Source organism: Cedecea sp. FDAARGOS_727 (assembly GCF_012273235.1).
GTDB lineage: Bacteria > Pseudomonadota > Gammaproteobacteria > Enterobacterales > Enterobacteriaceae > Cedecea > Cedecea davisae.
Window position 1 is genome coordinate 841,808 of record NZ_CP050966.1, and the last position, 23,809, is coordinate 865,616.

Below are 23,809 nucleotides of genomic sequence, written 5' to 3' on the forward strand. Positions count from 1 at the left end.
CAAAAATGTGAAGTTGAGCAAAAAATGCAAATCCAGGAGGATTCTGCCCGCAAAATTACCAGCAATCTGATATTGACAACTCCCCTGACCTGCCAAAATTTGCGCTACGGGCAGTCACGCGCCTGATTAGCATGGCGATTTTACGGGAGGTCATGATGGCTGATATCACATTGTCGAAAGCCGTTGTTCCGGTACCCCGGATGATAACGACAACCAAAACAGAAACATCCGCGTTGGGCAACGTTGCCTATACGTTGTTTGTGCTGTTTTGCTTCTGGGTGGCAACCCAGATACTGAACCTGATAGTCCAGGCACCCGGCGTGCTTGAATACCTCGCGCAAAGCAACGACGCAGCCCGCCCGCGCATCGAAATGGGGCTGGCGGTAAGCACCCTATTTGGCCTGATCCCATTCCTGCTGGGCGCGTTAACGCTTGGTGTTATTGCCCTTGTGCTGCGCCTGCGCCAGCGTCGCCATCCCCTCTGGTTTTATTAAATCCTGAGGCGGAAGCGCTGCCCGCTCCCGCCTGAGAGGACTAACGCTGCATACAGCTCGCTCGCCGGTCGTCCACCCGCTTAGCAAACCAGGCGGTAGTTAAATTGCGGGTGATTTTCGGACTTTCGAGCGTGATACCCGGCAGCACTTCTCGCGCTAGCGGCTGGCCCGCTTTCTTCTCCGCTATAGCAAATACCTGCTTATACAGGCTGGTTTTTTCAAAGCCGATGCTGTCCCCTTTTTGCAGCGCGCGGCGGATTTCGCTATTGCTCATATCCAGCTGTTTCGCCAGTTTGCGTACCGCAAGCTCGGTGCTGCTCGCCTGGTCGCTGGTGTAGAGAATAAGGTCGCCGTCCAGCGCCAGCTTTGTGCCGGTGGCGCGGCTGACGGCGCTCTGGAAGGCGGCGTTGCGGCTTGCGTACCAGCCCGCGTTATAATCCGCGAAACGATAAATCGGCTTCGTGTAATTGGCCGGATAATTCAGCAGATGGTAAGTGCCAAACCACAGCCCGCCGCGGCGGGTGAAGACTTCCTGGCGCACCGAGCCTTCCATTTTCCACGGATAGCCGTCGGTGTGCTTCTCGGCAAAGGCGACGCTAACCTGCATCGTGCCGCCGGTTCGCACCGGATTAAAGCTGCCAAACAGCTTCTGGCCCATCGGCACTATGGTAAGGAAGTCGTCAAAAATAGCGCTCAGCTGGCCTTCGGTTTTTACCTTGTCCAGACGCTCGCTGTAGCTTTTACCGTTGGGAGAATTAATACGCAGCGCGGTATGAACCAGCAGCGGCGGGACATGCATTTTCTCCGCCCTGCGGTCTATCTCTTTCCACGCAATTTTATTCAGCCCCGGCACGGCCGGGTCAGCCTGCAGGTTGGACTCCTGCAAAGCAATGGCCAGCACGGAGCAGACATTCTCCTCCGTCGGTTCAATGTTCTGGCTCTTAAGCGTGGTCAGCAGATCTTTAGCCAGCTCGACTCTGTCTTTAACGCCCTGCGGAATTTTCCGCAGCGTAACGGTTTCGATATCAACCGGTTTTGCCGCTGCCGTTGTCGTTGACGCGGGTGAACTGCTTTTTGTTGTACAGCCGCTAAGTACCAACAGAGCGCCCAGAGAGAGCGCCATCAATCCATGCTGCCTGTTCAAATTGCCATCCTCATAGCGTTTAGTCGTGATTATTATTCTGGGCGAGACGAGTCCAGGCGAGCACGGCTCCCTGGGTTTCATCCCGGCGGCTTAACAATAGCAACTCTGCCATCAGCCGCCGATCGGAAATTGGCTGATAAACCAGGTGCGGAATAGCAATGTGGGTAAAAGAGTGAGGCAGCAGCGCGATGCCAAACCCGGAGGCAACCATAGCCAGAACGCCAAGCGTGCTTTGGGCCTGATACAGCGGCTGCGGCAGTTCTGCGCGCCACTTTTCACGAACCTGCTCCAGGGCCTCGTCCCCTTCGCCCGCGACGAACTGGATATGCGGAACCTGCGCCAGCATCTCAAGCGTAATCTGTTTTTCGCCCGCCAGCGGGCTATCTTCCGCCAGGGCGACCATCATCGGCCATTCTGCAATCTTCACCGCTTTAATATCTTCGCCCAGTTTGCCCATTAATGGCGTATAGGCCACGTCGATAGCCCGCTGGCTAAGCGCCTCACCGAGCGCCAGGGGCGACATTTCATGAAGCTGAAGCTCAACCTCCGGCCACCGGTGGCGAAAAGCCCGGACATCGTTCATCAGCCGCCCGGAAACCACAGCATTGCCCGCAAAGCCGACTCTGACCAGCCCGGTTTCGCCACGTAACGCCCGCTGAACTATATTTTTACCGTGTTCGGCCTGCTCTAACGTACGCCTTGCCTCCGGTAACAGTAATTGCCCGGCTTCCGTTAGCTCGACTTTACGGCTGGTGCGCGTAAACAGCGGCCCGCCAACCTCTTCTTCCAGGGCGCGGATCTGCATACTCAGCGCGGGCTGAACGATGTGCAGCAGGGCTGCCGCCTGCCCGAAATGCCCGGTTTCGGCTAGCGTGACAAAGTAGCGAAGATGTCTTAATTCCATAGCGCCAAACCATCAATTCTAATGATTGAATCATCATATCAATATATTTCATTTATCGATAACGCGGAGCAACAATGACTCCTCACCTTAACAGGAGCCTTTTATGAACAGTGACTATTTGCAGGATCGCCTTGCTATCAACGATTTGATGAACGGCTGGATGTACCGCGACCTTTCGCAGTGGGACAAGCTGGCCGAGCTTTTTCACCCGGAGGGCACCATCGAAGTGACCTGGTTTGAAGGCCTCGCCAGCGAATTTATCAAAGGATCGATGCGCATGGGCAAGTCCGACATCAGCACTAAACATCTGATTGGCACCCCGGTTGTCACCTTTAACAACGCCCGAAATAAAGCTATTTCAGAAACCAACGCCATGATTATTGGCCAGAACCACAAGCTGGAATTTGGCGCCACCTGCCATAACCGCTTTTACGACATGCTGGAAAAACGCGACGGTGCCTGGCGGATCCTGCGCCGCCAGGTGGTTTACGACTTTGGCTCGTTCGACTTCCCGTTTGGCCCGGTGGACATTGATAAACCAGCCGCTAAACGTTACCCGGCGGCCTACGCTCCGCTCGCTTATCTGCTGGAAAAATCAGGTTTTCCGGTACAACGTGTGTTTGCCACCCAGGGGTCAGAGCTGGAAATTGCCATGAAAAACACCGCCCGGGCCTGGCTGGCAAACTGACAAAAAGTGCGCTTATCCTGACATAACGTTGACAATTTAATGCCTGGTCAGTAATTTCATTTGTAATTACTGACCAGGCAAATATCATGAGTAATACTGCGGGTACTCCCTCTTCTAAACTCCATCTTGGCCTGCTGATCCACCTGTCTAACCAGTTTAAAGATCAGCTTATCAGCCAATATTTTTCCCCTATGGGGATAACCAGCGCGCAATTTAAGGTTTTGATTAGTATCTACAAAGGCTTTAACAGCCCGGTGGAAGTCAGCAAAAATTTGGTGATGGATACCGGCGCGATGAGCCGCATGCTTGAACGAATGGTGAAGCGAGATCTGATCGTGCGAAACATTAATCCCGAAGATAAACGGCAGGTGATCCTCGAACTGACCGACAAAGGGCAGCAGATTTGCGATCGCTTCCAGAACGAAGCGCTGGACTCCATCATCGGCGCCCTGACGACCCGGCTAACGCCCGAAGAGTCCCAACAGTTGACCGAGCTTCTGATCAAAATGCTGCCGGACGACATTACCGCGCCCCACCTTTAAGCTTTCCTGACTAAGGCCATAACAAAAATGCAAACCTCTTCCGAGCAGGCAGAACGCGCACCAAGCAAGCGTAAGCGCAACTTCGCTATTTTGCTGATTATCCTGCTGCTGATAGCCGCCGGATGTCTGGCGTGGTACATGCTGTACGCGCGCTACTACGAAACCACCGATGACGCCTACGTCAACGGCAACCAGGTCACTCTGACCCCGCAAATCGGCGGCACCGTCACCCAGGTGAGCGTCGACGAGGGCGATTACGTCGAAAAAGGCCAGCCGCTGGTGCTGCTTGACCCAAGCGATACCAATATTGCGCTACAGCAGGCCGAAGCCAATCTCGCCAATACCGTGCGCCAGGTGCGCGGCCTGTACAGCACCGCCGATAACTATCGCGCCCAGGTTGCGGCCAAACAGGTCGCCCTGCAAACCGCGCAGAGCGACTATGCTCGCCGCCAGAAAATCTTTGCCACCGGGGCTATTGCGGCCGAAGATCTGTCTCACTACCGCGATGCTGTAACCAGCGCCCAGAGCGATTTGCTCGCCGCACAGCAGGCATTACGCACCAACCTCGCGATGGTTGATGACACAGTGATTGATAGCCACCCGGAAATTAAAAGTGCGGTAGCGACCCTGCGCCAGCGCTTCCTCGACAATGCACGCAGCACCATCGTCGCGCCGGTTAGCGGCTTTGTAGCGAAGCGCGCCGTGCAGCTCGGGATGCGGGTTGATTCAGGCACCACGCTGCTGGCTATCGTCCCGCTGGACCAAGTGTGGGTGGACGCTAACTTCAAAGAGAGCCAGATGCAGACCATGCGTCTCGGCCAGAAAGTGACGCTAACCGCCGACCTTTACGGCGATGATGTTGAGTACCAGGGCACCATAGAAAGCCTCGGCATCGGCACCGGGAGCGCCTTCTCCCTGCTGCCTGCCCAGAACGCCAGCGGTAACTGGATCAAGATTGTTCAGCGCCTGCCGGTACGCATCACGCTCGACCCGCACGACATGCAGAAACATCCGCTGCGCGTAGGGCTTTCTATGTTTGCTCGGGTAGATATTCGCAATGCAGACGGCCACCTGTTGCCGCAAAAAACCGTCGCCACGCCGCGCTTTACTACCGACGTTTATCAAAATGCGCTGGACCAGGCCGACCAGCTGGTTGCGAAGATCCTCCATGACAACAGCCAGCCGGTAGCGTCCGGCAGCCGCTAAGAGAGACGTTATGCAAGATAAGGCGGCGTTTACGCCCCCCAGCCTGCTGCTGGCCACCATCGCGCTGTCGCTGGCGACCTTTATGCAGGTGCTGGACTCAACGATTGCCAACGTGGCGCTGCCGACGATTGCCGGTAACCTCGGCGTCAGCGCCGACCAGGGCACCTGGGTTATCACCTCGTTTGCGGTGTGTAACGCTATCGCCCTGCCGCTGACCGGCTGGTTTACCCGCCGGTTCGGGCAGCTCAAACTGTTTGTTGGCTCGGTGGCGATGTTTACCCTTACCTCGTTCCTGTGCGGTTTTGCCCACAGCATGACCGAGCTGATTATCTTCCGTGCGTTACAGGGTTTTTTCGCCGGGCCAATGTTCCCGATGTGCCAGACGCTGCTGCTGATTATCTTCCCGTCGAGCAAGCGAAGTATGGCGCTGGCGCTGCTGTCGATGGTGACGGTAGTCGCGCCTATCGTCGGGCCAATAACCGGCGGCTGGATAACCGATAACTACTCATGGCCGTGGATTTTCTATATCAACGTGCCGATCGGTATTTTTGCCGCACTGGTGGTTTGGGGCCAGCTGCGTGAACGCGAAGAGACCACGACTATCGCCCCGATAGATTACATCGGTATCGCCCTGCTGGTGCTCGGCGTGGGGCTGCTACAGGTGGTGCTGGATAAGGGCAACGATCTCGACTGGTTCTCCTCGCCGGAGATAATCATCATGTCGGCGATTTCGGCGATTGCGCTGGTCTCGTTTGTGATTTGGGAGCTGGGCGAGCGCCATCCGATTGTTAACCTGCGGCTGTTTGCCGACCGCAACTTTGCGATTGGCACCCTGTCGCTGACGCTCGGCTACGCGGCATTCTTTGCCATTAATATTATTCTGCCGCAGTGGCTGCAAACCCAGATGGGCTATACCGCAATCTGGGCCGGGCTTGCCGCCGCGCCGATGGGCGTTCTGCCGCTGTTGCTGACGCCGATTGTCGGGCGTTACGCCAACCGGGTTGATATGCGCATGTTGGCTACGCTGTCGTTCCTGACGATGGGCGCTTCATGCCTGCTGCGCGCGCAGTTTAATACCAATGTCGACTTCCGAACTATTGCCGAAATACAGCTGTTTATGGGTATCGGCGTGGCGTTCTTCTTTATGCCGATAACCACTATCGTGCTGTCGAATCTGCACGGCGTTGAGGTAGCGGAAGGCTCCGGCCTGGCAACCTTCTTCCGCGTGCTGGGCGGCTCTTTTGCCTCCTCCCTGACGACGTGGATCTGGTCGCGCCGCGAGGTTTATCACCACGCGACCCTGACTGAGAGCGTGTCGGCATACAACCCGTCGGCTATGGATTACCTGCATAAGATGGGCGGAGCAACGCAGCAGCACCTCGCCGTGGTGGATAAAACTATCGAGCAGCAGGCCTATATGATGTCGACCATCGACTACTTCTGGCTGTTGGGATGGGGGTTTATGGCGCTGATTGTGGTGATTTGGTTTGCCCGTCCGCCGTTTATTCGGGCGGGCGCGCCGGGCGCTCCACCCGCCGCAGGGCATTAGCAAAAAGGGATGGCATCACGCCATCCCTATGCGGTTGCTGACGAAGAGGGAAAAAGCGTGGTTTTTCCCTCTTCGTGGTTATCAGCCGAAAATCAATGAATTGATTTTCCTAATTTTTTAACAAGCTGTCTGGTATTTCTTCTATCCCCAGAGTTTGTCACCCGCCTGAAAGGGATGGCATCACGCCATCCCTTTTCTATTAGCTAGACGGCTTCTTCGGTGCCGGGCACCGGCACATCCTGCAATGTGCGCTCAAAGCTGCGCAGACGTTTGTAGATAGACATCAGCTCAACCAGCGTGGTCCAGGAGCTTATCAGATACTGGAACGAACCTCGAACCTGGCCGAAGGCGTTGGTTATCTGCTGCATCAGACCAAGCGTAATCGCCCCTGCGGCAATCGACGGGAACAGCAAAAACAGGCCAAACACGTTATCCACCTGCAGGTAGAGAATGCGCACGATGTTAAAGTAGGTGTAGTGGAAATAGAGTCGGAAATAGTTATGGCGCACATCGCCAAACAGCGCCGCCACCGTTGGCGGCGTAGCGCGGGACGCATCATCTTCGCCATAGACCAGCTCTTTACGGTAGGCCGCTTCCACCTTCTGATTATTGAACTGTAACCCCGGCAGCTTTATCCCCACCGCCGCCAGCAGACCGGTCCCCATCAGGGACCAGACAATAGCCGCAATCACCAGGCCATAAGGCACGGCACCGATAACAGGCAGCTCTTTAACATGCGGGGAAAGCGCCACCAGAATCGGCAGAAAGGCTATCAGGGTCATCACCGATTGCAGCAGGCTCACGCCCATATCCTCAAGGGTGGAAGCAAAGCGCATGGTATCTTCCTGAACACGCTGGGCCGCCCCTTCAATGTGGCGCAGCTTCTGCCAGTTTTCCATGTAGTAGTCGTTCATCGCGGTACGCCAGCGGAACACATAGTGGCTGATAAAGAAGCTGTTCAGCACGCCGACCGTGACATAGATAAGCGCGATACCCAGAAACACGCCTGTCTCACTGTAGAATTTTTGCAGCGGAACTTTATTCGGCGAGGCCAGCGCGGTCTGGATAAGGTCAAAGAACGGCGCGTACCAGGCGTTAATTGCCACTCCCAGCTCAACCATAAACCAGGTCACGAAGACGATTAGCGCGGAGCCGAGAATAGACCAGCGCTGCCACGGATGCGGGCTTATCAGCGCCCAGACGCCGGCAAAAGCTCCCACACAGACGGCATAAAAAGCATAAAAAACAAATGCTTTTAGCGTCCAGAAACGGGCTGCGCTGATGGGTATCTGCTGGCTGGCACCGACGAGGTTTTCCAGCCACAGGCCGCCGCCGAACTGCCAGAAAATAACTGCGAGTAGTCCCCATATTGCCGCCGAAAGGAAAAACAGCTTCGGCGACGGGAAGAAAGATTTAAACATGACAACGCTCCTGATACGGCTTTTTGTTGTTATATCTGCTGGTTATAGCTAACGCGCTACGATAAAGCTTGCAGAATGTTGTATCAAGGAGTGAGAGCGGCTTACAGAATTTATCGCCAGCCGTCGATTATCTCCGCCGTCTCTTTCACCAGCAGAGTATTTCCCGGAATCGAAAGGTTGGCCCACACTTCATTGTGGTGGCGAATCAGCGTCTCAGCGCTAACGGAGGCGCGGTCTGCCGTGGTGTGCGCATCTCCGGCTACCGTAATCGCATAGCCCCGGCTGACGCCGTTTTTAATCGTGGTATCCACGCAGTAATCCGTCGCGCAGCCGCAGACCACCAGCTCATTAATATCCTGTTGCTCTAAAAGCCCGGCAAGCCCGGTGCGGTAGAAGGCATCGCAGGCGGTTTTGGTCACGTAATGCGCCCCTGCGGGACGATGTAATTCAGGAAGGATGTCGTAGGCTTCGCTGCCCACCTCCAGCCCGGCTTCGGTATGCTGGATAAAAATGACCTGCTCTGCGGCGTCGATAAGTTGGTTAATTTTGGCAACGGTACGCTCACGCTCCCGGCGCGGGAATTCAAATACGCCGTTTTGCATATCAATAACCATGACAACACGTGATGCAGGCATGCTAACTCTCCTTCAGATAAGAAGAAAAAAGCGTAGCACACCTGCCAGAAGATTAAATCGTGTAGAGACCGGCGTGGCCGAAAGGACGGGTCTTAAAGCGGCGATGCAGCCACAGATACTGCTCCGGGGCGCGCATAATTTCGTGCTCAATTTTGCGGTTCATATAAGCAGCAGCCGCCTGCTCATCTTCCGCCGGGTAGTCACAAAACTCAGGCTCAATCACCAGCTGGTAGCCGGTCCCGCTGGCTTTACGAATCAGCACCGTGGTCAAAATAGCCGGTTTCGCCAGGCGGGCAATGGTGAAAGTCCCGTTGGTGGTGGCGGCCTGCTGAACGGCAAAGAATGGCGCAAAAGAGCTGCCTTTCGGGCCGTAATCCTGGTCTGGAGCAAACCACACCGCTTCGCCGGACTTGAGCGCTTTCACCATGCCTTTGAGATTGCGGCGATCCAGCATGGCTTTATTCGAGCGTGAGCGCCCGCGGGTCTGCACGTACTCCATCGCTTTATTATTGTGCGGGCGGTACATCGCCATCATCGGGCGGCAAAGCCCCATCACGCGGCCACCCAGCTCCAGCGACATAAAATGCACGCCGATAACCATCACGCCTTTGCCTTTTTCGCAGGCGGCGGTGATATGTTCGAGACCGCGCACTTCAAACCATTTACGCACTCTGGCGTCTGACCAGAACCAGGCCATGCCGGTTTCAATCAGCCCCATCCCCAGAGAGCCGAAGTTTTTGCGCACGATAATTTCGACCTGCGCTTCGCTGTAATGCGGGAAACAGAGCTTAAGATTCTGGCGCGCGATGGTGACGCGGCGCTTGAGGAAACGCATAGAGAAACGGCCGATTAAATCGCCCATTTTCATCAGTAGCGGATAGGGAAGCTGAACCCACAGCCACAGAATGCCAAGACCAAACCAGGTCAGCCAGTAGCGAGGGTGCAGTAAGCACTTGTAAAATAAAGGTTTGCTTTTCATATTTACTTCTTTATGCGGAGGGATCGTGTATCGCATAAAGAACTCAATCAGTAGCGGTACGCCTGAGGCCATAACTAAGATGCTGCGGACGGAAAATAGTTGCAGCGCAGCAGCAAATAACTCGGCGGATAATACGCACTTTTTGCCACGACAGCGTAGCAAAATTGTCATTTTCAGAGCATTCGTTACCCCTGATGAGTTATACGCCCTTGACTGGTTAATAAAAAAACAAAAAGTGTGTCATTAAACGTCACCTGATAAACTTTTATGCAGCCTGCTGGTGATGTAACGCACGGTTACGCTTTTCATTAGCGAATCCCCTAATTGACGCTTTGCATAAGCGCGCAGACTAGTATAAATACCTGCTATACCGCTTTATTTTTTGAACTGGATTTCTGCGTTGAAAACTCGTCTCCCTCGTCTTCTTATGCTGGCTGCCGCTCTGCTGCCAACGCTTAGTTTTGCGCAGCCTTCGCCTGCTCCGGAATTTGCCGCCGATGTTGTCGATCGCTATGCCAATCATATCTATTACGGCAGCGGCGCCACCGGCATGGCAATCGTGGTGATTGACGGCAACCAGCGCGTCTTCCGCAGCTTCGGCGACACACGCCCCGGCAACAACGTGCGCCCGCAGCTTGATTCGGTTATCCGCATCGCCTCGCTGACCAAACTGATGACCAGCGAAATGCTGGTGAAAATGCTCGACCAGGGCAAAGTGCAGCTAAACGATCCGCTAAGCAAATATGCCCCGCCGGGAGCACGCGTACCAACGTTTAACGGCCAGCCTATTACGCTCGTCAACCTGGCAACCCATACCAGCTCGCTGCCGCGCGAACAGCCCGGCGGTGCCGCACACCGCACCGTGTTTACCTGGCCTACCCGCGATCAGCGCTGGAACTGGCTGTCCCAGGCCACGCTTAAAGCCGCGCCCGGCACGGTTGCCGCTTACTCAAACCTGGCGTTCGACCTGTTGGCGGATGCGCTTTCGCGAGCCACGGGCAAACCTTACGCAGACCTGTTTGACGAGCAAATCGCCCGCCCGCTGGGCATGAAAGACACCACCTTTACCCCCTCACCCGATCAGTGCAAGCGCCTGATGATCGCCGAAAAGGGCGCCAGCCCTTGCGATAATACGCTGGCGGCAGTCGGCAGCGGCGGCGTTTACTCTACGCCGGGCGACATGATGCGCTGGATGCAGCAGTTCCTCTCTTCCGACTTCCATCGCCGCAATAATCAGGCGGACAGAATGCAGACCCTGATTTATCAGCGCAGCCAGCTGCATAAAGTGATTGGTATGGACGTGCCGGGCAAAGCCGACGCGCTGGGCATGGGCTGGGTGTGGATGTCGCCTAAAGACGGCAGGCCGGGCATTATTCAGAAAACCGGCGGCGGCGGCGGATTCATTACCTATATGGCGATGGTGCCGCAAAACAACGTTGGCGTCTTTGTGGTGGTTACGCGCTCGCCGCTGACCCGTTTTGTCAATATGAGCGACGGCGTGAATGATTTAGTGACCGAGCTGAGCGGCAATACGCCTCAGGTCACTCCCGCCTCGTAAACACCCTCACGCGGCGTTGAGGTTTAGCTCACCGCCGCGCCGTTTTTACGGCGTTTCTTGTCGATATACATCAGAGTATCCGCTTCACGCAATGCGCCGTCCGGCGTGATTATCGCCGGGTTAATGGCGATAGCGCCAATACTCGGCCCGGCGTAGTCGATAACGCAAGATTTAAGCTGGTATTCCCCGCTAAGCAATTCGGCCAGCCTCAGGCGGAAAGCAGCAGCAGCACGCTGGGCTTCAGCGTATTCCGCAGGCCCCGCTCCCGCCACGATAAACTCATCGCCACCAACGCGCCCCAGCACTTCATCAGCGCGCACGCCCTCTTTCAGCCGGTTGCCGATGGCGCGGAGAAAATCATCCCCGGTTTCATGACCGTGCATATCGTTAATCTGCTTGAAGCCGTCGAGGTCGGCAAAAGCCACCAGCACGTAACAAGAATCATCTTTAGCGCGGGAGAACAGGCGGGGAAGTTGGTCAAAAACCGCGCGGCGGTTAGGCAACCCGGTAAGCTCGTCGGTATAGCTGGCGGTGGTCAGGGCGGCATTGGCTAACTGAAGTTTTTTCATCAGTTGCTCATTCTGGATCTGCTGAGCAATAAGCTGGGAAAACAGCTGCAATACCTGCTCGCTGTGATCCGTAAGAATGCGCTTTTCGGAACTTGCCGCACACAGCGTCCCATAGAGAGAGCCATCGGCCAGGGTCACCGGCGTGCTGACATAAGTCACGATGCCTAACGCTTTCGCCGCCTCGGAATCCCCCCAGACGCTGGCTACGTCGCAGGTGTAGCGCCGCCCTTCATCCAGCGCGCGTTTGCAAAGCGTGTCTTCCCACGGCACGGCCAGCCCTTCTGGGATATTCATCGTTTTAGTATTACGGGAAAAGACGATGTGCTGCTGGCTGCCTTCGGGGTCGATACGGGTGAGATAGGTGGACTCCATATTGGTCACCAGCTCGAGCATTTCCAGCAGCTGTCTGACCAGGCCTTCCAGTGTGTAGTCGGCTTCTAAAGCGGTTGAAATACGCTCAATTAGATTATCAATCATCACACTGAAATACCTTATATCGGGGGGGGGCTTTGCGCAGGAAGCGCACTTTTTACCATACCAGGACGGCAACTTCTGCCCCCCAAAATATGATATTTCTGGACAGAATTAAACCTTGCAAAAGGTGAACAATTAGCTGGAATGTAGCTTTCCGCGTGAATCCAACGAGATAAGAATTACCGAAGAAATAATCAGCAACGATCCCATCCAGTCCGGCAGGGTAAAGCTGATGCCGAGCAGCAGTACAGACAGCAGCGCGCTGCTCAGAGGCTCGGCGCAGCTAAGAATGCTGGCCTTTGGCCCGCCGATCATTTGCGCCCCGGTAAGATAAAGGCTGAAGGTTATCGCCGTACCGACCACCACCAGGTAGAAGAAGGCCAGCAGCGTGCCGCCGGTAGCGCTAAAGCTGCCAATCTGGCTGGCATAAAACGGCAGCAGCATCGCGCCGCCGAGCAGCATGCTCCAGCCCACGACGGGCAACGTGCCGTAACGTGCGATAAGCTTCGAGGGATAAGTAGTATAAAACGCGGCGGCAAATGCCGAGGCAATGCCCCAGAACAAAGCGCTGCCGGAAATGGTCAACGACGCCGGGTTACCGTGCGTTACCAGCATAAAAGTGCCGAGCAGCGAGGTGCCGATAGCGGCAAACACCAGCTTCCCGGAACGTTTTTTACGCACCAGCGCAAACCAGGCTACGATAATCGTCGGCGAAAGGAATTGCAGCACCGTTGCGGTCGCAGCGTTGGACTGCTCGATGGTCAGCAGGAAGGTCAACTGCACAGTCAGCGCACCGCAAAGGGTGAAGATAAGCAGGGAGATGAAGTCTTCGCGCTGCTTAAATACCGCAAAAATTTTGTCGCCGTGCATAAACGACAGCATCAGCAGGATCAGCCCGGAAAACAGCAGCCGCAGCATGGTCAGCGACTCAGAGGAGATATGGCTCTGTTCCATAATGTACTGGGCGCACACGCCAGAACTGCCCCACAGTACCGCCGCAAACAATACAAACAGCATCCCTTTCCGACTAACGCTCATTACCCTGCCCTTTTGCCCGCTTCATTTCAGGGCAGCATGATAGCGTAAATGGCAAAGGATTGGATGCCGGACATCACCACCTGCGAGGTCCGGCATAGCAGGATTAACTACCGTAAACGTTGATAGCGCTGGTTAAACGCCGCGTGCGTTGGTTAAGATTTTCCACCACCGCCCCCGCCTGAACCACCATGTCAGCATTGTTCTGGGTCATGGTGCTGATGCGTTCCACCGAGCTATTAATCAGCCCGAGCGCGCTGGTTTGCTCCCGGGTTGCGTCGCCGATTTCCCTTATCAGGCTCGCCATTCGGACGATTTCTTCCGCCATCTCGCTGATATGCCTTTCGGCATTTTTCACCACGCTCACGCCTGAACTGACGCTAATAGCGTTGCGGTCGATAAGCGTTTTGATCTCTTTTGCCGCAGAGGCTGAATGCTGCGCCAGGTTGCGCACTTCGGCGGCAACCACCGCAAAACCGCGCCCGGATACGCCCGCCCGCGCCGCCTCTACCGCCGCATTAAGCGCCAGAATATTGGTTTGAAAAGCGATTCTGTCGATAACGCTGATTATTTCGACAATATGCTCGCTGGCCTCGGCCATCGACTCCATCATCGTCAGCGTGTGCTTCATCATCTGCTCGCCCTCCAGCGCGCTCTTGCTGGCCTGGTCGGCCATTTGCGACGTTTGCGCCGCCGAGTCCGCCGTTTGCTCCACCGCGCCGGAGATTTCTTCGATGGCCGCCGCCGTTTGCTGGAGATGGGCATAAGTTTCGTCGGTTCGCTCGCTCATCGCCCGGCTGCTGGTTGCCAGATTCTGGCTTATCTCCCCGATGCCGCCGACCTGAGCGCCAACATCATCGACCAGCGAACGCAGATTCAGCCCCGACTGATTCACCAGGCGCATCATCAGGCCTATCTCATCCACCCGGTTGAACTGGATAAGCCCGGTTTTTTGCCCCGAAACCACCTTCTGCATCTGCCGGACGATAGTTTTTACCGGCCTGATGACCTGCTGCTGTAAAAAGGCGGCCAATGCGGCAAACAAAACCGCAGCCAACAGCGCCTGCGCAACATGACTCAAATGCATCAGCGGCATCGCAGCGGCAAGCAGCCCCGCCAGCACCAGCGCCCCACCCACTCTTTTAGACAGAGAAAGATGCTGAAACAGCGACAGCACGCTCTTCCAGCCGCGACGGAGGACCAGCCCTTTGTAAAACCGCAGGTGCCCGGCGCGTTTTTCCCTTACCGCCCGATAAAGCGCTTCGCTGGCTTCCACCTCTTCCCGGCCCGGCACCGTGCGCACCGAAATATAGCCGGTAAGTTTATCGTCGTGGTAAACCGGGGTCACGTTGGCGCGAACCCAGTAATGGTCACCATTATGACGGCGATTTTTTACCATTCCCGTCCAGCTGTCTCCCTGCTGGAGCGTAGCCCACATATCTCCAAAGGCTTCCGGCGGCATGTCCGGGTGGCGAATAATATTGTGCGCTTCGCCGATTAACTGCTGTTCGTCAAATCCGCAGGCCTTAATAAATGCGGAATTGGCATAAGTAATATGGCTGTGAATATCGGTCGTCGACATCAAAGCCTCTCCTTCCCTGAGAAGATGCTCCTGCTGCGTAACAGGGTTGTTGAGTCTCATATAAATCCCGAGCTGTAAAATAAAGAAAGAGTGCCAGCCGGCGTGGCAAAAGGTATGCGATGTTGTTATTAGATGGCGCAAGGCCTGCAGTGTGCGGCGATATATTCTGCTCAATCACCGAAATAGGAAAGGACTATTTTATAAACCCATAAATAGCGACAAACTTGTCATTTATTAATCGGTTATTTGTAAATACGCTGTAGTTTATTTTGTTATAACAAAAAGAATATATTTCCTAAAGCCAAATTAAATATGCTTTTAAATTTCATTTTAATCACGCCACCGGTATTCAGAAAAATACCGGTGGCGTAATAAGCGGCAGTTAAGCTACCTTGCGGCGCAGCAGCTTAAAGGCAGCAAACAGGAACACAATCCACACCGGCAGCAGCAGCGCAGAAACGCGCATCTCGTTGATGGTGCACATCAGGCCCAGGATCATCATCATAAAGGCGATGCACAGATAGTTACCGAACGGATACAGCAGCGCCTTAAAGCGCGTCTCGCGCCCTTTACGGCGCATCGCGCAGCGGAACTTAAGGTGCGCCAGCGAGATCATTATCCAGTTCAGCAGCAGCGTCGCTACCACCAGCGCCATCAGCACGCTGAAGGCATCGTGCGGCAACAAATAGTTAAGCAGCACCACCAGAGAGGTTATTCCGCCGGACAGCAGCAGCGAATTCACCGGCACCCCGCCACGGCTAACCTTCGCCAGGAACTGCGGCGCATTGCGCTGGATAGACAGGCCAAACAGCATGCGGCTGTTGGAATAAACCCCGCTGTTATAAACCGACAGCGAAGCCACCAGAATGACGAAGTTAAGCGCCGAAGCCACAACATTGCTGTTCAGCTCGTGGAAGATCATCACAAACGGGCTGCTGTTGGACTTAATTTCCAGCCACGGGTAGAGCGACAGCAGCACCACCAGCGAACCGATATAGAACAGCAGAATGCGATAAACCACCTGGTTAACCGCCTTCGGAATCGTGGTTTGCGGCGAGCTGGCTTCTGCGGCGGTAATGCCGATAAGCTCCAGACCGCCGAAGGAGAACATAATCACCGCCAGCGACAAAATCAGCCCGTGCCAGCCGGTAGCCAGGAACCCACCGTGCTGCCAAAGGTTCTCGATGCTGGCTCGTTCGCCGCCGTGGCCGGAAACCAGTAGCCAGATGCCAAACCCAATCATGCCGACAATCGCCAGCACCTTAATTAAGGCAAACCAGAACTCCATCTCGCCGTACAGGCGAACGTTCACCAGGTTCGCGGCGTTAATCACCACAAAGAACAGCGCAACCCATGTCCAGGTCGGCACGTCCGGGAACCAGTACTGCATATAGATGCCGCCGGCGGTCAGCTCCGCCATACCCACCAGCACAAACATCACCCAGTAGTTCCAGCCGGACAGGAACCCGGCGAACGGGCCCCAGTATTTATAGGCAAAATGGGAAAATGAACCGGATACCGGCTCTTCAACCACCATCTCACCCAGCTGGCGCATAATCAGGAAAGCAATAATTCCCGCGACACCGTAGCCCAGAAGAACGGCGGGGCCTGCCATTTGAATAGCCGGGCCAATGCCAAGAAACAGCCCGGTGCCGATGGCGCCGCCCAGCGCAATCAGCTGAATATGGCGGTTCTGTAAACCCCGCTTTAATTGCTGGCCATCCTCCGGCCCTGCGTCCTGGCTCTGTACCTCAGACGCGATTGACGTGTTTTTCACGTCCTACTCCTGTGTCTTTTATCAAAGGGGCACCTTTTAACACTTGAAGCTGGCAGTGGCAAGAAAGGGCATCGCAACTTGCGCCGCGGCGTAAAGCAGGAGACAAGGAACCAAAAGCTATAAGCCATAGCATTTCGTTGTTAGACAGGCAGGATCCCGGCTTTTATCTTTCGTCATGATTTGTAAATTATCCAGCGAAAAATATTGAGGGAATGCCTTTGGCCAGGTTACTAAACGTATTAAAAACAAAACCCACGCGCTTTACCCTTGCTTTACAGGCAGTATTGATAAGCAGCGTGGTGGCTTTCTCCGGCGCGGCCTTTGCCGATGAAACCTTAAAAGAAGGTATCACGCCCGCGACCGACGCAAGCCAGGTTCCAAACGCCGCAAAACTGCGTAAAGACACCGTGGTGGCCGGGATTTCCGAGCCGCAGGGCATCTTTAACCCCTACTTCTTTGTTAACGGCTGGGACGAAAACGTCACCAACGTTATTTTCTCGCGCCTGATCGACTGGGACAGCCACGGCAACCTCGTTCCGGGGCTGGCAAAAAGCTGGACGGTCAGCCCGGACGGCAAAGTTTATACCATCAAACTGCGCCCGGACCTGACCTTTAGCGACGGTTCCCCGCTGACCGCAGAAGACGTCGCCTTCACCCTGACCGTGCTGTACGACCCGAAATATGATGGCGATACCGACATTACGCTGGCCAATATTGCGGGTGGCACGGAATACAAAGCCGGTAAAGCCGACAGCGTAAGCGGCCTGAAGGTCATAGACCCGTTAACGCTCGAGGTCACCACAACTCAGCCTGGCGCAACCACGCTCGGCAAGATTGGCGGCCCGGTGCTGTCGAAAGCGTATTACGGCAAAGGCTACCAGCGCGGCAATCTCGATTACCTGCGCACCCTGCACGGCCAACCGCTGGGCAACGGCCCTTACGTGTACGAAAAATACATTCCAGGCCAGGAAATTCGTTTCCACGCCAATACTCATTTCTACCGCGGCACGCCGCCAACCCCGCGCTTTATTTATCGCGTGACCAACCCGTCTACCAACTTCCAGCTGTTCCAGACCGGCGAAACGGATTACGACGCCTTTACTTCACGCCCGGACGATATCGAACAGCTGAAACTGCTCGGCTTCGCCAATATCAACCTTTACGGCTCCAGCGACTACAGCAAGGTTGAATTCAACGTGCGCCGCCCGGCCCTTCAGGACGTAAAAGTGCGCCAGGCGCTGATCTACGGCCTGGATCGCCAGAAGCTTATCGACGTGGTGTACCAGGGCTACGGCACGGTTGCCAACGAGCCTATCTCGCCTATCTCCTGGGCCTATAACCCGGAAGGCGTGAATCCGTATAAATACGATCCGGCTCAGGCCAAAAAACTGCTGGATGAAGCAGGCTGGAAGCCAGGCCCGGACGGCATCCGCGTGAAGGACGGCAAGCGTCTTGAGCTGTCGCTGTTGGTCAGCAAAAAAGTGCTGAACGATGCGCTGATCCCTATCGCCAAAGAAAACTGGCAGCAGATTGGCGTGCTGCTCAAGCCGCAGGTGGTGGACTTCAACGCCCTGATGGCGCAGCGCAAAGCGGGCAACTACGACCTGGCTTCGTTCAGCACCAGCACGCTCAACGATCCGCACGACGGCGTGTGGGATTACTACAGCACCGAAGCCAAAGTCTCGGGCTACAACAACCCGCAGGTGGACAAGCTCATCAACGAAGGCAACGCCACCCTCGACGAAGAGAAGCGCAAAGTTATCTATCACCAGCTGTATAAAGTGCTGGCCGAAGATCCGCCGACGATCCTGCTCGGCAACCGCAAAATTCTCTCCGCCAGCAGCGCCCGCGTGACCGGCTTTAAGCCTGATATCTACAACGGCCTGACCGGCAGCCTGCCGGATGTGAAAATCGTTAAGTAACGTAGTAACCCTTGCCGCCGCCTGTTATCCGGGCGGCGGCAGCGAGAACGTAATGAAAAATTTTATCCTGCGCCGCCTGCTGCAAACCCTGCCGATGCTGTTGCTCGCCTCGTTTCTTATCTTCATGCTATTTGCCAAAACGCCCGGCGACTTTATTGACGGCAATATTACCCTTACCGCCGCGCGCGCCGCCGAGCTGAAGGCGATTTATGGCCTCGACCAGCCGCTGTTTAGCCGCTATTTCCAGTGGCTCGGCCAGCTGCTGAAAGGCGACCTGGGCTTTTCGCTGCAATACCAAATTCCGGTGAGCCAGCTGCTGAACCAGTACATCTGGAACTCTTTCCTGCTGGCCTTCATCGCGCTGGTATTTTACTGGGGCATCGGCCTCACCGTCGGGATTATCTCGGCAATGAAGCCCAACTCACTGTTTGACCACCTGGTCAGCGTGGTGGTGTTTGCCGCTATGTCCTTCCCGACCTTTTTCCTCTGCCTGCTGCTGATCAAGTGGTTTGCGGTGGATCTTCACTGGCTGCCGGTTGGCGGCATGACCAATACCGGCAGCGACGACAGCGGCTGGGCCTACGTCTTACAGGTCGCCGCCCACCTGGTGCTCCCGGTGCTGGCGCTGGTGATGCTACAGGCCGGAAGCCTGACGCGCTATTTCCGCGCCAGCATGCTGGACGTAGTGAAAATGGACTTTATTCGCACCGCGCGCGCCAAAGGACTGCGCGAGCGCACCGTTATCCTCAAGCACGCTATGCGTAATGCGCTGCTGCCGATAATCACCCTGCTGGGCTTTGAGCTACCGGGGCTTTTTTCCGGGGCAATCATTACCGAGAAGGTCTTTAACTGGCCGGGCGCAGGCCACATTCATATCGACTCGCTGGCCGCACGCGACTACCCGGTGCTGATGGGCTTCACCCTGTTTCTGGCGGTGCTGACCATTCTCGGCAACCTGATTGCCGACATACTTTATGCGTGGGCCGACCCGCGCATCCGCGTGAGGGCGTAATGTTAAGTTCATTGTTTTCAACCAACCGCCGCCTGCGCAAAGCAGAACTCCCGGCGCTGGCTCAGGTTACGCCGTCGCCGTGGCGCCAGGCCTGGCGGACGTTAAAGCGCAACCGTCTGGCGATGTTTTGCCTTGGCCTGTTGATTGTGATGGCGGTGTGGTGCGCCCTAGGGCCAATCTGCTCGCCGTGGAAGGACGATGCTACCGATGCCCTGATGATCAACAAAGCGCCGGGCGCGGTGCACTGGCTCGGCACCGACTTTCTCGGCCGGGATGTCTACACCCGCCTGCTGCTGGCCGGGCGTATTTCGCTGATCATCGGCCTGCTGACCATGCTGCTGTCCGTCACCCTCGGCTATCTGCTGGGCGCGGTCTCCGGCTACGCTGGCGGCTGGACCGATAAGATAATCATGCGCCTTGCCGACCTGGTCATGACCATCCCCAGCCTGCCGCTGCTGATTGTGGCCGGGGCGATGCTTTCCGAACTCGACTTCTCCCCTGACTCGCGCATTTATATGGTGGTTATCATGCTCAGCCTGCTGGAATGGCCGAAGCTGGCTCGCCTGGTGCGCGGGCAGATCCTCTCGCTGCGCGAGCGCGATTTTATGCTGGCAACCCGAGTGCTGGGGCTTTCCGCTCGCCGCCGCCTCTTTGGTCACCTGCTGCCTAACACCATTCCGATTCTGGTGGTGATGGCGACCATGGCCGTGGCTAACGCCATTTTGATGGAGTCGGCGCTAAGTTATCTGGGCCTCGGGGTCGTCCCGCCGACGCCTTCCTGGGGCAACATGATGGACACGGCCAACAGCCTGATCGATTTCCAGCGTCGCCCTTGGCTGTGGATGCCGCCGGGTATCGCTATTTTTATTACCGTGATTGCGATTAACGTGCTGGGCGACGGCCTGCGCGACGCGCTGGATCCGAAAATGAAGCGAGGTGCGAAATGAGCGAAGCGCTGATCCAGTTTAACCAGCTATCTCTTTCATTTGCCTCCGAACAAGGCCGCGTACGTGCGGTACAGGATGTCTCATTTACCGTTCATGCCGGGCAAACCGTCGGCGTGGTGGGCGAGTCCGGCTGCGGCAAAAGCGTCACCGCTATGTCGCTGATGGGGCTGCTCCCGCCCCAGGCGGCGCGCATCGACGGGGGAGAGATCCTGTTTCAGGGGAAAAATCTGCTGGGGCTTAAAGCTTCGCAAATGGCCGACCTGCGCGGCAACGAACTGGCGATGATTTTCCAGGAGCCAATGACCGCCCTGAACCCGGTATTAACCATAGGTGAACAGCTTTGCGAACCGCTGATCCGCCACCGGGGCGAAACGCCAAAAACGGCCTGGCAGCAGGCCACGCAGATGATTACCGACGTAGGGCTGGCGCGAGCCGAAAGCCTGATGACCAGCTACCCGCACCAGCTTTCCGGCGGCATGCTGCAACGCATAATGATCGCTATGGCGCTCAGCTGTAGGCCAAAGCTGCTGATCGCCGATGAGCCAACGACCGCGCTGGACGTAACGGTGCAGGCGCAGATCCTGCGGCTGCTGCGCGATCGGGCGCGCCAGCACCATATGGCGCTGATGCTGATCACCCACGATCTCGGCGTCATCGCGCAGATGGCGGAGCACGTTGTGGTGATGTACGCCGGGCGTATCGTCGAACAAGGGCCAACCGCCGAAGTGCTGCGCAACCCGATGCACCCTTATACCAAAGGGCTGATCGCCTCCCGCCCGATCCCCGGCGAGCGTCGCCGCAGGCTTTATTCGATCCCCGGCCAGGTTCCCGATCTGGCAGAGCTTCCGCCTTATTGCGCGTTTACCGATCGCTGCGAGCGTGCCACCGAGCGCTGCCGTCAGGGCGTTCCGGCGCTTATCGGCCAGCACAGACAGGCCGCCTGTTTTTACAGTGAATTAGCGGAGTCCGCATCTTGAACAGTCAGTATCTTATTGAAGTAGAAGGACTCAAGAAGCACTTTGAGCTACGCGATGGCCTGTTCGGCCAGCAAACCGGCGAACTGCGTGCGGTGGACGGCGTAAGCTTTAACATCCGGCCTGGCACCATCTTTGGCCTGGTTGGCGAGTCCGGCAGCGGGAAAACCACCGTCGGGCGCACCCTGCTCGGCCTGTACGATAAAACCGACGGCAGCGTGAAATATCGCGGCAAAGAGCTGAGTGAACTGAGTGCCAAAGAAGCCCGCGCCCTTCGCCCCAAAATCCAGCTGGTTTTCCAGGACCCGTATAGCTCGCTGAACCCGCGCATCCGCGTAGGGGACGCTATTGGCGAAGCTATGCTGGAGCACAAGCTTTGCGCCCGCGCCGAACTGCGGGACAAGGTTCTGGAAGTGATGAAAATTTGCGGGCTGCCGCCGCAGCACTACAACCGCTTTCCGCATGAGTTTTCCGGCGGCCAGCGCCAGCGTATCGGCATCGCCCGCGCCCTGATACTTAACCCCGATTTTATTATTGCGGATGAGCCTATCTCGGCGCTGGACGTGTCGATTCAGGCGCAAATAATCAACCTGTTCTCCGATCTGCGTGACGAACGCGGCGTCACCTTCCTGTTTATTTCTCATGATCTTGGCGTAGTAGAACACCTGTGCGACGACGTAGCGGTAATGTACCTGGGCCAACTGGTAGAAACCGCCAGCCGCGACGTGCTGTTCAGCCAGCCGCTGCATCCGTACACCCAGGCATTGCTGGCCGCCGTGCCAACCCTCGACCCGGACAGCGAGCCGGTTGAAGCCATAAGCGGCGAAATCCCCGACCCGTCACGCCCGCCTCCGGGCTGCCGCTTCTCCTCCCGCTGCCCGCGGGTGACCGAGCGCTGCCGCCAGGAAGCCCCAGCCCTGCGTGAAATAGGTGACGCCCACCGCGTGGCCTGCCATTTGGTTTAAGGGAGTTAATGCAGCCTGGGATCCAGGCTGCATTGCGAATCATTAAAACTCACGTTTAACAATAATATATCCATTAAATCTAACGGAACATTCATTATCATTGACCAGAGCCGAGGCAAGGAAGATATCGTGCTGACTGCGTTTGTTTTCGAAAGTAAATTTGATGATTAAATTACGGGCGTTATTCTCTGAGAAAATGTCCAGATAGTCTTTTAGCGACAGCCATTTATTATTAGCCAACTTCTTATCTGTAACAGCAAATTGCTCAGCAAGCCGATATGTAACCGTCTCATTCGTTATGAGCTCTGTTTTGGTTTTATCGTGGAGAATCGTTCCGATATCTATTTTCATATCCTTATCCATAGCATCCAGCATGCTTATACCTATAGCTGACTGCGCAACAACACAGGGATTATCTTTCACTTCGGCAACTGCGCTACCGGCAATAACAACGGCGACGGCGATAATGGTCAATATAGACTTCATCTCACCAGCACCTCTTTATCACCACTTTCCCATATTGTTCGCCTGTAAGCTGGAGCGGCCACAATACAGCCATTTGAAGCCTCTCCTGGGTACGCAATGCTGTCGCCATGAATTAAAAACCCGCCACGACCGCACATATTATTTGTGGCATAGGGATGAAGCCGGAGGGTAAATCTTCCGGCGATTTCATGAGTAAAAGGAGCACCGGTTATCCGATATTTACCTCTGGGTAAAGGCCCCTTATTTACCACACATTCATACTGACTATCATTTTTGTACCCGGAGGCACCTGCATATAAGGCATAGAACATAAAAACGCCATTTCTGTAAAAGCTTTTTTTCTTTACATCATATAGCCAGGTCATTTTTCAGCTCCTTGAAAAGAAAACCAGTTACATATTAATTCATTTATAATCTAAGACTTCTCTTTCCATGTATCACTATGCTGAATATTACCATCACAATACTTCCACGTGATTTTCTCATAACGAAGACTCACCGACTCCAGATGATTCATATTTTCAACAGATTTAATGTTATGCATAATGGGGTTCACACCAACAATCTTTACATTTTCCAATAGCATATTGAAGTATTCTTCTTCCTGCCCGGCATAGTTGATTTTGTACCATTTAATTTCAGCCGATTGTAATGTCTGCCCGCTGGATACCGCTTTGTAAAGGTAAGGGCTGAATGAATCAAATTCCTTTTCAATCTCAAGGGCGCTATGAACTCGGGTTCCCGTAATTTTGCCGGTTTGATTATCTGTAGGGATATTCAAACCATGAGAAAAACTAACGACTTCAACACTTCCCTCCCGCTCTTGGACATCTACTGAACCTTTAATATCTGCTCCACCATCATCTTTAAGCCATAAGTACGCTGGAATTGCCATATTGAAATGTCCTTTTCAATAAAGATAGAAAATAAACTGCCGGTGAACATT

At 55.3% G+C, this 23,809-nt stretch carries 23 protein-coding genes; 11 read left to right on the forward strand and 12 right to left on the reverse strand.

Annotated features, from left to right (window positions below):
• Positions 1-155: 155 nt before the first annotated feature.
• Positions 156-494: a DUF2755 family protein gene (locus FOC35_RS04140; RefSeq protein ID WP_172568228.1), complete on the forward strand. Its 339-nt coding sequence runs from the start codon at positions 156-158 to the stop codon at positions 492-494.
• Between the two features lie 40 nt (positions 495-534).
• On the opposite strand, the gene FOC35_RS04145 is transcribed toward FOC35_RS04140, so the two are convergent.
• Together FOC35_RS04145 and FOC35_RS04150 are read right to left on the reverse strand one after the other, a co-directional pair.
• Positions 535-1,617, reverse strand: a complete 1,083-nt coding sequence (locus tag FOC35_RS04145) for a DUF1615 domain-containing protein (RefSeq protein WP_172570319.1) — start codon at positions 1,615-1,617, stop codon at positions 535-537.
• 40 nt (positions 1,618-1,657) lie between these two features.
• Positions 1,658-2,542, reverse strand: coding sequence for a LysR family transcriptional regulator (locus FOC35_RS04150; RefSeq protein ID WP_172568229.1), 885 nt, complete (start codon positions 2,540-2,542; stop codon positions 1,658-1,660).
• A gap of 103 nt (positions 2,543-2,645) precedes the next feature.
• Between FOC35_RS04150 and FOC35_RS04155 the strand changes: the two genes are divergently transcribed.
• From FOC35_RS04155 to FOC35_RS04170, 4 genes are all read left to right on the forward strand, one after another.
• The gene (locus FOC35_RS04155) at positions 2,646-3,230 is read left to right on the forward strand and encodes a nuclear transport factor 2 family protein (protein ID WP_016535125.1); all 585 of its coding nucleotides are present in this window, start codon (positions 2,646-2,648) and stop codon (positions 3,228-3,230) included.
• A gap of 86 nt (positions 3,231-3,316) precedes the next feature.
• Positions 3,317-3,772, forward strand: a complete 456-nt coding sequence (locus FOC35_RS04160) for a MarR family transcriptional regulator (RefSeq protein ID WP_016535124.1) — start codon at positions 3,317-3,319, stop codon at positions 3,770-3,772.
• 27 nt (positions 3,773-3,799) lie between these two features.
• Complete coding sequence (locus FOC35_RS04165; RefSeq protein ID WP_016535123.1) at positions 3,800-4,978, forward strand: efflux RND transporter periplasmic adaptor subunit; 1,179 nt, start codon at positions 3,800-3,802, stop codon at positions 4,976-4,978.
• 10 nt (positions 4,979-4,988) lie between these two features.
• Entirely contained in the window at positions 4,989-6,527 is a 1,539-nt protein-coding gene (locus FOC35_RS04170) for a DHA2 family efflux MFS transporter permease subunit (protein ID WP_172568230.1), read from the forward strand.
• A gap of 203 nt (positions 6,528-6,730) precedes the next feature.
• On the opposite strand, the gene sbmA is transcribed toward FOC35_RS04170, so the two are convergent.
• The 3 genes from sbmA to lpxP all read right to left on the reverse strand — a co-directional run bounded on the left by sbmA (position 6,731) and on the right by lpxP (position 9,562).
• A complete protein-coding gene (gene sbmA / locus FOC35_RS04175; protein WP_172568231.1) occupies positions 6,731-7,948 on the reverse strand; it encodes a peptide antibiotic transporter SbmA in 1,218 nt (405 codons plus the stop codon).
• A 110-nt stretch (positions 7,949-8,058) separates the two neighbouring features.
• Entirely contained in the window at positions 8,059-8,583 is a 525-nt protein-coding gene (locus tag FOC35_RS04180; RefSeq protein WP_039897962.1) for an isochorismatase family protein, read from the reverse strand.
• 52 nt (positions 8,584-8,635) lie between these two features.
• Entirely contained in the window at positions 8,636-9,562 is a 927-nt protein-coding gene (gene lpxP, locus FOC35_RS04185; RefSeq protein ID WP_172568232.1) for a kdo(2)-lipid IV(A) palmitoleoyltransferase, read from the reverse strand.
• Between the two features lie 427 nt (positions 9,563-9,989).
• Between lpxP and ampH the strand changes: the two genes are divergently transcribed.
• Positions 9,990-11,120, forward strand: coding sequence for a D-alanyl-D-alanine-carboxypeptidase/endopeptidase AmpH (ampH, locus tag FOC35_RS04190; RefSeq protein ID WP_172570320.1), 1,131 nt, complete (start codon positions 9,990-9,992; stop codon positions 11,118-11,120).
• Between the two features lie 23 nt (positions 11,121-11,143).
• Here ampH and FOC35_RS04195 read toward each other — a convergent pair whose 3' ends face one another.
• From FOC35_RS04195 to pheP, 4 genes are all read right to left on the reverse strand, one after another.
• On the reverse strand, positions 11,144-12,166 hold the full coding sequence (locus tag FOC35_RS04195; protein ID WP_016535117.1) for a sensor domain-containing diguanylate cyclase: 1,023 nt from the start codon (positions 12,164-12,166) through the stop codon (positions 11,144-11,146).
• A 132-nt stretch (positions 12,167-12,298) separates the two neighbouring features.
• A complete protein-coding gene (locus tag FOC35_RS04200) occupies positions 12,299-13,201 on the reverse strand; it encodes an EamA family transporter (protein ID WP_172568233.1) in 903 nt (300 codons plus the stop codon).
• 103 nt (positions 13,202-13,304) lie between these two features.
• On the reverse strand, positions 13,305-14,840 hold the full coding sequence (locus FOC35_RS04205; RefSeq protein WP_172568234.1) for a PAS domain-containing methyl-accepting chemotaxis protein: 1,536 nt from the start codon (positions 14,838-14,840) through the stop codon (positions 13,305-13,307).
• Positions 14,841-15,162: 322 nt separating this feature from the next.
• Positions 15,163-16,557 carry a phenylalanine transporter gene (gene pheP / locus FOC35_RS04210; protein WP_371810750.1) on the reverse strand — a complete coding sequence of 465 codons (1,395 nt, stop codon included), beginning with the start codon at positions 16,555-16,557 and terminating at the stop codon, positions 15,163-15,165.
• A 212-nt stretch (positions 16,558-16,769) separates the two neighbouring features.
• Between pheP and FOC35_RS04215 the strand changes: the two genes are divergently transcribed.
• From FOC35_RS04215 to FOC35_RS04235, 5 genes are read left to right on the forward strand one after another with little or no spacing between them, the layout of a single operon-like run.
• On the forward strand, positions 16,770-18,479 hold the full coding sequence (locus FOC35_RS04215; RefSeq protein ID WP_371810751.1) for an ABC transporter substrate-binding protein: 1,710 nt from the start codon (positions 16,770-16,772) through the stop codon (positions 18,477-18,479).
• Between the two features lie 52 nt (positions 18,480-18,531).
• Positions 18,532-19,491: an ABC transporter permease gene (locus FOC35_RS04220; RefSeq protein ID WP_172568236.1), complete on the forward strand. Its 960-nt coding sequence runs from the start codon at positions 18,532-18,534 to the stop codon at positions 19,489-19,491.
• The gene (gene opp4C, locus FOC35_RS04225; RefSeq protein WP_172568237.1) at positions 19,491-20,438 is read left to right on the forward strand and encodes an oligopeptide ABC transporter permease; all 948 of its coding nucleotides are present in this window, start codon (positions 19,491-19,493) and stop codon (positions 20,436-20,438) included. The genes FOC35_RS04220 and opp4C overlap by 1 nt, the downstream gene beginning before the upstream one ends.
• Positions 20,435-21,415: an ABC transporter ATP-binding protein gene (locus FOC35_RS04230; protein ID WP_172568238.1), complete on the forward strand. Its 981-nt coding sequence runs from the start codon at positions 20,435-20,437 to the stop codon at positions 21,413-21,415. The genes opp4C and FOC35_RS04230 overlap by 4 nt, the downstream gene beginning before the upstream one ends.
• Positions 21,412-22,377, forward strand: a complete 966-nt coding sequence (locus FOC35_RS04235) for an ABC transporter ATP-binding protein (protein ID WP_172568239.1) — start codon at positions 21,412-21,414, stop codon at positions 22,375-22,377. Before FOC35_RS04230 ends, FOC35_RS04235 begins: the two co-directional genes overlap by 4 nt.
• Positions 22,378-22,419: 42 nt before the next feature.
• Here FOC35_RS04235 and FOC35_RS04240 read toward each other — a convergent pair whose 3' ends face one another.
• From FOC35_RS04240 to FOC35_RS04250, 3 genes are read right to left on the reverse strand one after another with little or no spacing between them, the layout of a single operon-like run.
• Entirely contained in the window at positions 22,420-22,863 is a 444-nt protein-coding gene (locus tag FOC35_RS04240) for a Shiga toxin A subunit (RefSeq protein ID WP_172568240.1), read from the reverse strand.
• Positions 22,860-23,228, reverse strand: a complete 369-nt coding sequence (locus tag FOC35_RS04245; RefSeq protein WP_172568241.1) for a tlde1 domain-containing protein — start codon at positions 23,226-23,228, stop codon at positions 22,860-22,862. Before FOC35_RS04245 ends, FOC35_RS04240 begins: the two co-directional genes overlap by 4 nt.
• Positions 23,229-23,278: 50 nt before the next feature.
• The gene (locus FOC35_RS04250; protein WP_172568242.1) at positions 23,279-23,758 is read right to left on the reverse strand and encodes an Hcp family type VI secretion system effector; all 480 of its coding nucleotides are present in this window, start codon (positions 23,756-23,758) and stop codon (positions 23,279-23,281) included.
• Positions 23,759-23,809: the final 51 nt, after the last annotated feature.